Raw genomic sequence first — 13,046 nt, 5'->3', positions numbered from 1 at the left:
AATCGGTTAAGCTGGCCTTTATAAGTTAAACTGTACATTATCTGGTTAAACCGTCTATTATCGGTTAAGCTGTCCTTTAACTTCTGCAAAGTGCTTCGCATATTGGTCAACAATCAGCTCCCAGTCATAGATCCTGGTAATTTTATCTCTGTTATTGCTTAACATCGTCTGATAAATATCCTGGTCATAAATTACTTTTAACAAGTGCTTTTTAACGTCGGCAGCATTCTGGAAATAGATAGCATCTTCTTCTAAAATGTATTTATTAAAAGGGTTATCATTTGCACAGATCAAACTGCTTGATGCCATTGCTTCCAGCAGGGATGGATTAGTTCCACCAACGGTATGGCCATGAAAATAAATCTTCGAGTAATGTCTCAGGCTATTTAAAATTCCGATATTATAAATCCCACCAATAAACTGGATCTGAGGGTGGGCAGCAAATTTTTCTTTCAGATAGTTCCCGAAGGCGGTTTCATGTTTACCGACAACAAGAAACGGGATATCAAGATTGGCCATAGCTACACCATCCAGAATAACTTCAATGCTATTTTCAGGCTCTAACCTGGCAATCAGCATATTATAAGCATACGGAGCTAACTTATAGTCTTCCAGTACCTTTGCATCCGGCTGCTCAAATAAAGTAGCACCATAAGCAATAAATGCAGAGTCTTTCTTGTATTTATCTTTCAGATAGTCCTGAATCCCTATAGAATCTGAGATCAGATGATCACTATATTTCACGCCAAGGCTTTCTGCGTATCTTAAGAATTTCTTTACCTTTTCTGAATATTTGGTCCGTTTCCATTCCAGTCCATCCATATTGGTTGTAACCACTACATTTTTAGGGAGTAACCAGCCCCAGACTGAACTGCTGGTATAGCCTAATTGCAGGATAATATCACAATTTTGTTTACGCACATCAAGAATACAGTTCAAATCATAAATAAACTGACCAGCAGTCCCTATTTTATCTTCAGGATCGTAACAGTGCACGAGTTGAACGCCGTTCCACTGCTTTTCCTGATAGGGATGATTATGAGAGTTATAAACGATAACTTCAAACCCTCTTTTCACTAACCCAAGCGCCAGGTATTCTGCACATTGTTCAAAACCACCATAATAGTTTGGTATACCTCTTGTCCCGATTATCGCTATGCGCATATATGATCTTTGCTAATTATATTATAAAAATTGTCTGCTATTACTTCCCAGTTATATTTACTGGTTATTTCCTGTTTGATTTGTTCAAAAGGGTATGCTTTGTCATCCAGTACTGCGCGTAACATGGCTTCAAATCCGGGCTGATCAGCCGGATCAAATAAGTATTTGAAAAAGCCAAATTCTGACATTGCGGTCTGATTGGAACAAATCACTTTACATCCATTCATGGCGGCTTCTATGGGTGGAATACCAAAGCCTTCTGCCAGGGATGGAAAAGCAAAGGTTTCTGCCTGCTGATAAAAGGCATTCAGATCCGGCCAGCTTATCCCTTCCAGGAAATGGATATATTTCCGGTTATCTTCATTCATCTGGTTTTGTAATTCATCAAAAGCGTCTTGCTCAATTTTCTCTTTTTTACTGCCGATAAATACCAGGTTATAGCCTTGTTCATAGAGTTTTAAATTTAGAAAGGCTTTAAGCAGTCCACTGTGATTTTTTCTTGGTTCAAAGCGGCTGACAAATAAAATATATTTTTCAATGCCAAACTTCTCTTTGATATTAATCTCAGATTCTACTTTTCTGGGACTTACAGTAACCGCATTAGGGGTTACATGAATCTGCTCTTTATTGATCAGGAACTTTTTGGCCACATCAATTCTTGAATACTCGGACACAGTTAATACGATATCCGATCTTTTAGCAGAAGCTAAAAAAAGCACCTTTCTGCTGATGCGGTACGACCAGGGAAAATATTGTTTAAATTCCAGGAAAAGCAGGTCATGAACGGTATTGATAAACTTGCAGTTTTTAACAAAAGGGACAATGTATTGAAAGTGTGCATAATCATATTTCCCCTCTTTAATTAACCTGGGGTATTCGGTCAGCAATCGCTTGATGCTGGAACCTGCATTCAATTGCACAAATTGAAATCTTGGGTCAGGGAAAAGTGCTTTTAAGTGCTGAAGATCATTTGCGCACAGAAAGATTTCGAGTCCTTCGAATTCTACCAATGCGGAATACAATCCGTACATGTAAGTGGCTGTGCCCTGAAAAGAATGATCAAAAATATGTGCGTCGAGCAGAATTCTTATCTTTTTTGGTATCAAACTCATTATTGTTTATTTAAAGCTTTTTGTAATCCTCTGAGGAAGTTTGGCCCTTTTGCAGAGGGAGTCAGATAGGCACCTTCTCCGTTTTCATTCCATGCGTAAAGCAATGCAATGTTTTCTTTAGTAGTATGTGCTGCGTTTTTGTGTATCCAGGTCAGCATGCCGGTTACTGAGTTGTAAACTGATTTCTCGGAATATCCCACAAAATAAGGGGCAGTATCATAAGCATTATTTGGTGCAGACCAGGGCCTTGGGTCCCAGTTGAGGGTAGATACAGGAATATAAGGCAAGTCACTGATTTTAGCTACCCTGTTCCATAATCTTTTCTCTGCAGTCCGCATACTGTCAATTGGAATCTGCGTGGTTCTCGCTGTAAATCCTGCACTATGCTGGTTATATCCCGTCAAAACATCAAAGCCACAGTCTTCTGCTTGTCTGATACTTTGCGGATCTCCGGAAATACAGGCAGCCATGGTTACCCCATTCAGTCCACTGGCTGTTGCAGCAGCTTTTAAATCCTGAAAAGCACTTTTAACCGCATCTGCCGAGCCCAGATCTTTAACCAGATTGGGTACAGAAAACAGGATTAACAAGGGCTTACCGTTTACTTTCAAATAGTTTGGCGTCTTAAATTGCCTTACCCATTCTGCCTGAACGGTACTCCAGTCTGCTGTACCTATTTCAAAACCTTTATGGTTGGCAACCATCAGACAATATTCCATTTTACTGGTCAAGGCAGATTTCTGAAAATACTTCAATGCGTTATTTAAAGGTTCTGTTTTATATTTATCTTTCCCGCTATAATACCAACAGAAACTAAAAAAAGACAGACCTGCATTGGAGGCCGCTGTAATTTGCTGGTCAACTACATTTTGTGAACTCGTAATCCACCCCCATTTCGGCTTTCTGTTCGCGAAGGAATTCATCAGCTTAGGACTGATATGCTGTGCATATTTACCAGTCCACCCGTCAAAATAGTAGGCTCCTAATTTGACATCAGCAGCAGGTTTTTCTTTTGGGCTGCTCTGAAAGCCGCCAGTAAACGGAATGATCGCAATCGCCAGGATTGCGATATTCATTTTGAAGGGAAGAAACGATGTCAAATTCATAAGCTATTGAAAAACAGTATATTCGTTACTAAAATACTTTCTTAACTGAGCGTAGATATAAGTAAATTTCTTTTTTTCTTTACGTGCCAAAAGATCAATCATTGCAGGGGTCAATAAAGAAATCCCTTTAACGCCGAAAAATTGATGGGCATAGATAATGGTATTAGAATAAACGCCTACCACTTCTTTAAATTTCCCGTTGAGCAGCATTGATTCAGCTGGAATGCCATAGTCTTCAAAAAACTCAACCTGGCTGGAAGTGAGTTTACTTAAAGCCTCGATTTTTTCCGGACATGACCGTGGATGAGGTTTGATAATCACCGTCAGTTTCATGTCGTTACAGCGTTGAATAAATTTCTCATACAACTTCAACTCTTCCTGCAGTGGAATGACCTTGTCTTCGGACAGCGATTGACACAACAACAGCACATCTTTACCTTTGAAGGTATCAGCTCCTTCGGTAACCAGGTAAGCTGTTTTCAAGACAGTCAGCAACTCTTGTTTAAGAATGGTCAACGGAACATAACGCTCCTCATTAACAGCTTCAACCTTACTGAACATGATCACCTGGCTAAAAACAGGATAGTAGTTTTTATAGAGGTAATATTTAACTTTTGACTGGATAAAAAGATATCCGGCAATTTGTTTAAGCAGGCTATGGTGTTTGAGTTCCGGCAAATAATCCAGTATTCCATCTTCTGATTTGATATAAGTTTTGCTCGCTCCAAACAGATCGTAAATTATTTTAAAAAGTACGGTTTGCTCAGAGAAGACCAGAATCGTTTCTACTGTTTTAAAGTATTCTTGTTTGAGGGTCTGAATGATCGCATCTATATAATCAGAAGCGATGTTAGCTTTCGCTTTGGAAAGCACAGAGAGCTTCGGCCATTCAATAATCATCCGGATCGAGTTTTCATCCGCATCGAGTATTTTTATAATCTCTGCGAATGATTTCGGGGATGATTTTTCAATGAGATATTGCGGGTCAGTTATGTTTTCCTTAAGAATATAACTTTTAGCCAAAAGAGCTTGCCAGGGACTGCCTACTATGATCAACATATATTTTCTTTTCGTTATTTAGCGCTTCAATTGTGATTAGAATTAACAGGGATAATTCTACGTAATAGATTAGTGGCAACAGGAAAGATACTGCAAGGTAAACCAGGATGATGACGGTTGATAAGGAGCCTTTTTTATAATGAACCAGCGGGAAGGCCAGGTATATAAAAACAGCCGTCATTAAACCGAGCTCAATGATCACAGACAAGTACCCTGATTCGATAACGAGTGCATTGTCAAAGAATGCGGCGGTATGTGCGCCTACTTTACCTAAACCAATGCCATTTCCAATGTTCTCCCACGCAATTTTATAGCCCCTGTCCAGACTTTCAAAGTGCCCGGCAGAACTGGTATCTTCCAGAGAGGTACTGTTGCTCCAGAAAGTATCAATTGTACCGAGTTCCATTTCCTGAATAGAAGCGGGAACGATGAAAAACTGGATGATCACAATAAATACCAGAACGAGCAGGTATTTCACAGTCTTTGGGGTAAAGAAATTCAGGTAAGGGATCACAAAGAAAAACAGATAGGTGGCAATGGTGGAACGGGTAAAAGTCAGCACCAGGCTAATTGTTAAAACCATATTCAGGGTTTTGGCAAATTTAGCACTGAACAGCTCTTTGTATTTGAACAGCAACACCAGCGCCAGGATTAAATATACGCTGTACGGAATAGGCGCAATAAACCCTCCTGCCCCTCTTTGCAGCAATCCATAGCCGATATAAAAAGTAAAGTTGAGTTTTTCATCGCTAAAGGTGTTCACTGGATAACCTGCATTCAGGTAAATACTTTCTCCTAAAAATAATTGCTGGATAATCGTAAATACCGCCATCACAAATGCACCGATGACAAACCACTTAGCGATTCTTTCCCAATCAATCAGGTCTGCTAATTTATAAAGTGAAATGGTCATTAATATGGGCAGCAGGTAGATCCGGTAACTATAGGCGGCCAGCAGGCCGACACTGTTAAAAAACAGATGCGCAGTTAACAGAAAAATAGTACTGAGCAATATAATCAGCTTAATACCACTTATTTTTGGCCCTTTGTGTGTAATAGCCAGAATAAACAAGGCAATAACAGCCAATTCCTTCCAAAGTACGATCAGGGAGAAATACTTTCTCAGATAACCGTTCACAACAAGTGAATGCCATGGAAGCAAAAACACAAGGCTTAAAAATAATCTATTCACTAATGCCTTCATTATCTGTCTTTTTAAAAATGTAGTAGTAAGAATAAAGAGCAATTAAAAATTCGGCAGCCAGCAGCGAAGCAATCGAACTGTATTTCAGGTAACCCAGGAAATAGCCCAGCAGGTTCAGCACCAGCACGATCACCAGCCCATAAATTGTCAGCCTGTTAAAGATTCCTCCGCCTTCAAAGGCTTGTAAAAAAGTAATGGTAAAGAAGGACATGCACACGACACCAATCAGCGCTACACCTACATTAAAATTGAACCGGATCACCTCAGAAATAGCGGTCGTTTTCGGCACAATAATGTGGATAATTTCATCTGAATAATTCAGGTAAATGATCATAAATAAAACAAAGCATAGTGTTGCACCCAGGTTCAGAAACATGGATAGTTTCAGCGCTTTTTTCCTTTCGAGTTTACAGAAGTATGGATACACCGAAGTGATCAATATCGCCCTGCCCATACTAAAGATATTATAAAAGGTAAAGGCATAAGAGATCATCCCCAATGTAGTTTTATCAAGCAGGAAACCCACCAAGATCAGCCCTATTGAATTGTAGGCTCTGGCACAGAAACTACCAGTGGTAAAAAGCATAGTCTCATTAAACTGGCTTTTTGGCCATGTTTTTTTGATCCCCACCAGGACCAGGTTTGATTTGGTAAACCATTTTAAAAATAATCCGGAAATAATAGCGGCAGCTAACAGCGGGCCTATTTTAGCAATACTGATAATATAACTGTTCGTCAGGTCAATTTTTTTCCAGATCAGCAGATAGAGTACCAGTAAGGCCACTCCGTTTGTAGTGAGGTTGATTAAAGCCTGGCTGGATATTTTACCCACTCCTTTTAAAATCCAGTCGCAGTAATAGAGATAAATCAGTCCCCATAAAATTAAAAGGGTGGCGAAGGTAAGCGAGTCTTCTATGAAAAAAGAATAGACAATGGAGAACAATACCCAAACTATAAACCCTATAAAACGGAAGGTACTTACGGTAGTTACCATTTTTTTGATGTCTGTAATTTCCTTCAGTTTGATCAGTTCTTTGACGCCAAAATTCTGTGAGCCGAAGTCAATGACAGTTTGCCCGATAGAGGTGATGGTTATAAATAAAGAAAAGTACCCATAAGTACTGACAGAAAAATTCCTGGAAACCAGCAGTACGATAATCAAAGTACAAAGCCTGTTCAGGGATTCAAAGAAAACCGTCTTAAGGATACTTAATTTCATTGTGTAGCGATTAGCTTAAATTGCGTAATATAATTTTCGGAAAGCCGTTTCAATTCTGGGTTATTATAGCCTGTAAAGGAGATATTATTGAATAGCGCAGCGTCATAATCATTGATAGAATCACCAATCAGAACAACTTCATTTTTATCGTATTGATTCGCTGTCAATACATTTTCAACCAATTGCTTTTTGGGCGTTGGAGAACCGCTGATCGTTTTAAAATAAGTGGAAAGACCTAATTCGTCATTGATCATTTTTAGTTCTTTACCATCAGATCCCGAAACAATATGCATCTGGAATTTTTGCCAGTTTGCTTTGATAAATTCAACACTGTCAGTAATCAACAGCTTCTCATCCAGCAACAGGGAAAGCATAATTTCAGAAAACTGAGCTGCCAGCTCCAGGACCTGTGCTTCGGTAATCGTTTCTTTCCTGATCTGCTCAAAGAAATACCTGAATTTCACATACCTTGAAAGACCGCCGTTCAGTTCATGATAAGCCATCAGTTCGTCCACTTGTTCCTTAGGGTATTGTGCCAATACCAGCTCAAACCCTTTTGATCTTATGGGCATGGAGTCCATAATGACTCCATCGAAATCCCATAATATTACTTTATACTTTGATAGCATCTTCTTTCAATTTGGCTAATACTTCTGTCAGGTCTTCCGGATTGTCTACCGCAATAGATTCACTGGACAACTCAATCATTCTCACTTCGTAATTCAGTTCCAGAAACCTTAAAATTTCGATATCTTCTTCTGCCTCCAGCACAGTTTTATTTTTAGTTTCAGCAAAAGCTTTTAAAGCCAGGAAAGGAAATGCGTATACACAAACCTGTCTCCATGCTTTAACAAAGTCCAGACTTTTATTGCCGGGAATAGGGCTTCTGGACATATATAAAAGCCTGCCATCCGGCCTGAAAACAACTTTAGGCACAGATTTGCTTCTGTACTGTTTTTCATCGGTAACGGAACAATATCCATTCAGGATCTCCCCTGGATAAGTATCCAGATGGGAGATCATTTTGGTGATATCATTGGGGTTAAATAAAGGCTCATCACCTTGAACATTGATATAATAGTCTGCTTTCACAAGCGCGGCTACTTCAGCAATCCGGTCTGTACCGGTTAAGCAGTTATCTGTGGTTAATAAGACCTGAATACCGAAGGACTCGCAATGCTCTACAATGCGCTGATCTTCAGTAGCCACGTATACTAAACTTTTATCTACGGCCTGAATACATTGTTCATAGGTCCGTAATAACATGCTTTTACCGTTAATATCGATTAATGGTTTTCCTGGAAACCTGGTCGATTGATACCGTGCGGGAATAACTACAATAAAATTCATTAGCATACCAAACTATAGACTGAACCGGACAGTAAGGTTTTATACCTTGTAGGTGTTAAAGAGAGAATATCTTTGGCGTAAGTTTCCTGGAAGGTTTGGAATAAAAATTCGTTCTCCTCCACCAGACTTCTTTCCAGCTGAGAAATTGAGGCTTCCTGATAACCGTCAAAGCCAGCGATATAAATCTCTTCTGCTTTTAATTCCAATGCGGTTTGCAAGGCCAGAATACTATGCGATTCTTTGAACTTATCTGTAAAAGAGATTTGTTCAAATTCGAAACAAGAATCATGAATCTGAGCAGGAATATAAGTCCCCATTTTCCGTGGGAACGGAGGGAAAACACAAGTTCCTTTAAAGTCTCCAAGATCACTGAATACTTTTTCTAAACGATGGCCTTCATTTCCTACCAGACAGTAAAACTGATCTGCCTTAACATCTTTATAGTACGAGGCATTTTTCGAGCTTGAATGTACAACAGCAATATTTTCAGTCTGATTGATAAATTCGATGATGGCTTTGGAATGTTCCACAGAATTTGATCCGCCTCCTAAAATAAGTACTTTGCTGTAAGCTTTAGCAGGTTTGAAAACTGGCAGTTGTGCATTGTCTTTGATATTGTTCTTTTGATTCTGCAATGCTCTAACCATACTGTTCAGGGAGTAGACACGGGTAGTATACCAGTCCATGACATCTTTTTGAGGCAATGAATTTGATCCTGAAATCATATAAGGCACATTAGTTCCCCATTCGTATTTTTTCAAGAGCTTATCAAATCCTTCCACAACATTTCCGATCGCATTAAAATCGATGTCCATGTTATATTTGGTATTTAAAACTGACAAAAGCAATTCAGTTTTTAAGTTCCCGGCCCCGCGACCCATCCCCAAAATAGTTGAATCTACAATGTCAGCACCGTAATCAATGGCTGTCAATGAATTGATCAATGCCAATTCCAGGTTGTTATGACCGTGAAAACCAATTTTACAATCTGTTTTTGAACGGATCAGGTCCATGGTTTGTTTCACATCATCAGGAAATACCCCTCCGTAACTGTCGACCATGTAAAAATAATCAGCCAGGCCGTCAAGGCCACTCAGCTCTTCTACGAAATTGCCGTATTGTTTCCATTTAGACATATACATCACATTGAAACCTACTTCGAAGCCAAATCTTTTGATCTCAGCTGCTAATTTCAATGCACGTCCAAGTTGCTGCGGGTCCAGTGCGATACGCACCATATCAACAATACCGATGATAGGCTCCAGCAGGTCGGCTACATGCTCAACTCTGATATCTTTTTCATTAAAAATGATAACCAGTTTTTTATTGGTCAAGCTTTTTAACTCCTGCAGTTCATATACGGGAGAATAAAAATATTTACCATAATATTCTTTGATAGGAATGCTTCTGTAGCCAACTTCTATGTAATCAACTGGCAGGTTGTTTAGAGATGACAGATAAGTATGGACTAAACTTTTATCAAAGTCCCAGTTCGTGTAGTAACCTCCGTCCCTTAAGGTACAATCAAGTATTTTAAACATAATTAATTAAGATTTGAACAATTTTTTAAACCACTTTTTATTTTTATCGTCTGGAGCGTCGTAAGAACCATAGCCGTAACCATAGCCGTAACCGTAGCCATAACCGTAACCATGACCATCAATATCATTGACAACGATTCCAATATTTTTCATCATTTCATTCCTGCTCAGATCTTCCACAATATTCAATTGTTGTTTCGCAGTGAAGTTTTGTCTGACCAGGTATACACAAGCATCTGCATAGGCAGACATCAGCTGCGCATCGGCAACGATGCCTATTGGAGGGGCATCTATAATGATATAATCAAACTGTAATTTAAGTTCTTCAATCAATTCTTTAGTCCGGTCATCCAATAACATCTCTGCCGGATTTGGTGGCACAGGGCCTGAACTTACGATCGATAAATTTTTATGGATACTTAAAGGTTTTACTATATCCTTAGCGGTTAAAGCGGGATCAATAATGTAATTAGTGAATCCTGAATCGTTTGGAATATCCAGCTTGGCAGACAGGCCGGGCTTACGCAAATCAAGCTCCATTAAAAGAACTTTTTTATTGGAAAGCGCCAGTACATTCGCCAGGTTAATCGCCACAAAAGATTTTCCTTCTCCTGCCATACTCGAAGTAATTAGAATGACCTTCGCATCTGCAGCTTTCATGTAAAAGTAGAGGTTGGTTCTTAAGGCCCTGAATTGTTCAGAGACCGCAGACCTGGAACTATTGGCCACAACAAGGTTAGTCCCTTCTTCGTTATGGCTGATTTCTCCGATTACAGGAACGGCTGTTACCCGGCTGATATCTTCTTTGGTCTGGATCTTATCATTTAAAATATCTTTCAGATAAATAACGGCGATCGGAATAAACAGGCCAAGGAAAAGACCCACGATATAGATCATCGCTTTTTTAGGACTAAATGGCTTCACTTCTGATTTAGGCGGATCAATAGTTCTGGAGTTCGAGATGTTTGAGGTTTTAGAAATCGCAGTTTCTTCACTTTTCTGCATCAAAAAGAGGTAAAGCTCTTGTTTGATTTGCTGCTGACGGGCTAAATTCAAATAATTACGTTCAATTTCCGGTACTCCGCGAACCTGAGTTTCAGCCTTTTTCATTTGACTGCTTAACTTATCCCTGGTAATGGTAAAAGCGTCCAGTGTGGTTACCAGATTGGCTTCAATATCGGCCCTGGCATTTGCAATCTCCTTATCCAGTATGATAATCGCCGGATTGGCTTCAGTGATACCGATTAATCTTTTTGCTCTTTCAAGTGTAAGGGTATTGAATTTTTCTACTGCACCACTGAATACTAAATCTGCCGGCACTAAAGAACTCGGTAAAACGCGTTTGTTCTTCGTCCCGTCTTTTAAGTATTCCTGTAAACTTTTAAGGATGCTGATCTGTGTTTCCATTTTACTCAGATCGCTTACATACTGCCCTGTAGTCTGCACTAAAAGCTTAGACTGCTCAGTCATATCTGCCAGGTTATTCTTTTGTTTAAAGCCCTGGATGTTACCTTCAAGGTCACCTAGCTCCCTGCCTATGAAATTCAGACGGTTCTGAATAAATTTAACTGTACTGTCTGCGATTTCATTCTTGTCTTTCACATTCTCCTGAACATAGCTTTCAATCAGCTTATTCAGGATATCCTCCCCTTTTTTAGGTATAGGGTGATTCAAAGAGACATCGACAATAGTAATGAGCTTATTCTTAACCTCAACTGTAAGGTCTTCCATCATATCTGCCACTTTAGTATCGACAGAATTTATGTTCACATTATATTTTCCGTATAAATCAGCAACCTCAGTATTTCTGGTCACCAGAATTGTCCCTACTTTGGGCATTTTAAAGGGCTTACCAAGACTGACCAGCGTATCTAGTTTTTTGGAACTGATTGCGATCTGATTATTTTTCAAAAGCTCAATTCCTACATTGGTTTCTTTAATGGTATCTTCTGCAGAGAGGATCCTCACTTTGACAGGCGATTTATAAAGCTCGGTATTCTTGACTCTTCCTTTTCTGTAATAGGTAATATTAAGATTCATGTCTTCGACAACACGCTCCATTAAATACCGGGTCTTTAAAATTTCAGCTTCATTGTCAACTGTGCTTTTTGCACCTAATAATCCGCCCAGGTCGCCCAGCAGGTCACTGCCTGCCATCAGGCCACTACCCTTTTTTTCATCATTTACCAGCACTCTTGCGGATATTTTATAGCTAGGTGTTTTATACCTGGCGTACAGCACAGCTAAAGTAACACAAATTAATAAAGAGAATAAAATCCAATACCAATTGTATAATAAGCGTGATACAATTTGCTTTATATCTAAAGCGTCGTCTTTTTGCGATATCCTGTTTTCAACTATCTTGTTCATTGATTTATACTAAAAGGTGAGCGACTAAAGTCTTGAGAACAAGACTATTAAAACTGAGAGTGCAGTCCCGATAATTGCATAGGTCTGGGTCCTCGCCTGGTTTAAAGAAGCAGCTTTTCCTTTGTTAGGCTCGACGTAAATGACATCATTTTGTTTAAGGTAGTAAAAAGGGCTGTTAAATAACTCAGAAGAATTTAAATTAAGACGCGCGAATTCCTTTTTGCCATTATTCTCCCGAATAAGCAAAACATTTTCACGCCTGCCGAATATGGTCAGATCTCCAGCTAAACCTAAGGCATCTAATACGCTAACTCTCTCATTAGGCAACACATACGAAGCAGGTCTTCCAACCTCACCCAGCACAGTGACCTTAAAATTAGCATAACGCACCTGCACATTCGGGTCTTTATAAACAATTGCAGCTTTTTCTTTGATCAGGTCTCTGGCTTGAAAAGTAGTCAGACCACCGATCTTTACTTTGCCAACGATAGACAGATCAATCTCCCCATTTTTATCGACCAGGAACCCTGAAGCTGGGGGTGTAGCGACAATTCCACCAGCCGGCCCGGGAATAGTACTCAATGCTTGTGTACCTACTTGATTTACAACCATAGAAGTAGCCGGATCAATAGTAAATATCGAAATAGAAAGAATATCATCAGGCTGAATTGCTGGCTCTGTGAAAACTGCTGTATTGGCTAATACAGATTTTTCTGCGGACGTGATGTCCTGAAAGTAAGGTACGTTTTTTGTACTTGCACATGATGTAAAAAGCAAAGCCAAAAACAGGATTGCACCGTTTCTGATTTTGCCATTTTTAAAACTTCTTCTCATAGGTGGATAAGGCGTTTTTAACGGGTTATAATTTATAAGAGTTTATTTGGGCTATCATTGGTAACTACATATTCTATATGCCCTTTT

Annotated in this window: 11 protein-coding genes; all 11 read right to left on the bottom strand. The window is 39.4% G+C overall.

Annotation, left to right across the window (positions count from 1 at the left end):
* Nucleotides 1-57: 57 nt before the first annotated feature.
* The 11 genes from ABIB30_RS20905 to ABIB30_RS20855 are packed head-to-tail and all read right to left on the bottom strand — an operon-like array spanning nucleotide 58 to nucleotide 12,959.
* Nucleotides 58-1,164, bottom strand: a complete 1,107-nt coding sequence (locus ABIB30_RS20905; RefSeq protein WP_354304991.1) for a DUF1972 domain-containing protein — start codon at nucleotides 1,162-1,164, stop codon at nucleotides 58-60.
* Nucleotides 1,155-2,276, bottom strand: coding sequence for a glycosyltransferase family 4 protein (locus ABIB30_RS20900; RefSeq protein ID WP_354304990.1), 1,122 nt, complete (start codon nucleotides 2,274-2,276; stop codon nucleotides 1,155-1,157). Before ABIB30_RS20900 ends, ABIB30_RS20905 begins: the two co-directional genes overlap by 10 nt.
* Nucleotides 2,276-3,352 carry a glycoside hydrolase family 99-like domain-containing protein gene (locus ABIB30_RS20895; protein WP_354304989.1) on the bottom strand — a complete coding sequence of 359 codons (1,077 nt, stop codon included), beginning with the start codon at nucleotides 3,350-3,352 and terminating at the stop codon, nucleotides 2,276-2,278. Before ABIB30_RS20895 ends, ABIB30_RS20900 begins: the two co-directional genes overlap by 1 nt.
* 33 nt (nucleotides 3,353-3,385) lie before the next feature.
* Nucleotides 3,386-4,441 carry an alpha-2,8-polysialyltransferase family protein gene (locus ABIB30_RS20890; protein ID WP_354304988.1) on the bottom strand — a complete coding sequence of 352 codons (1,056 nt, stop codon included), beginning with the start codon at nucleotides 4,439-4,441 and terminating at the stop codon, nucleotides 3,386-3,388.
* Nucleotides 4,398-5,645 (bottom strand): hypothetical protein, encoded by a 1,248-nt coding sequence (locus tag ABIB30_RS20885; RefSeq protein WP_354304987.1) that lies wholly within the window; start codon nucleotides 5,643-5,645, stop codon nucleotides 4,398-4,400. The genes ABIB30_RS20890 and ABIB30_RS20885 overlap by 44 nt, the downstream gene beginning before the upstream one ends.
* The gene (locus ABIB30_RS20880) at nucleotides 5,626-6,864 is read right to left on the bottom strand and encodes an MATE family efflux transporter (RefSeq protein ID WP_354304986.1); all 1,239 of its coding nucleotides are present in this window, start codon (nucleotides 6,862-6,864) and stop codon (nucleotides 5,626-5,628) included. Before ABIB30_RS20880 ends, ABIB30_RS20885 begins: the two co-directional genes overlap by 20 nt.
* Nucleotides 6,861-7,493 (bottom strand): HAD family hydrolase, encoded by a 633-nt coding sequence (locus tag ABIB30_RS20875; RefSeq protein ID WP_354304984.1) that lies wholly within the window; start codon nucleotides 7,491-7,493, stop codon nucleotides 6,861-6,863. The genes ABIB30_RS20880 and ABIB30_RS20875 overlap by 4 nt, the downstream gene beginning before the upstream one ends.
* A complete protein-coding gene (locus tag ABIB30_RS20870) occupies nucleotides 7,477-8,214 on the bottom strand; it encodes a 3-deoxy-manno-octulosonate cytidylyltransferase (protein ID WP_354304983.1) in 738 nt (245 codons plus the stop codon). The genes ABIB30_RS20875 and ABIB30_RS20870 overlap by 17 nt, the downstream gene beginning before the upstream one ends.
* Complete coding sequence (locus ABIB30_RS20865) at nucleotides 8,214-9,755, bottom strand: aldolase catalytic domain-containing protein (RefSeq protein ID WP_354304982.1); 1,542 nt, start codon at nucleotides 9,753-9,755, stop codon at nucleotides 8,214-8,216. The genes ABIB30_RS20870 and ABIB30_RS20865 overlap by 1 nt, the downstream gene beginning before the upstream one ends.
* Before the next feature lie 6 nt (nucleotides 9,756-9,761).
* Nucleotides 9,762-12,125 carry a GumC family protein gene (locus ABIB30_RS20860; RefSeq protein ID WP_354304981.1) on the bottom strand — a complete coding sequence of 788 codons (2,364 nt, stop codon included), beginning with the start codon at nucleotides 12,123-12,125 and terminating at the stop codon, nucleotides 9,762-9,764.
* 24 nt (nucleotides 12,126-12,149) lie between these two features.
* On the bottom strand, nucleotides 12,150-12,959 hold the full coding sequence (locus tag ABIB30_RS20855) for a polysaccharide biosynthesis/export family protein (protein ID WP_354304980.1): 810 nt from the start codon (nucleotides 12,957-12,959) through the stop codon (nucleotides 12,150-12,152).
* Nucleotides 12,960-13,046: the final 87 nt, after the last annotated feature.

This window comes from Pedobacter sp. UYP1 (genome assembly GCF_040547305.1).
Taxonomy (GTDB): domain Bacteria; phylum Bacteroidota; class Bacteroidia; order Sphingobacteriales; family Sphingobacteriaceae; genus Pedobacter.
The sequence above is the reverse complement of the archived record's forward strand: the minus strand, read 5'-3'. Positions and strand labels throughout refer to the sequence as shown.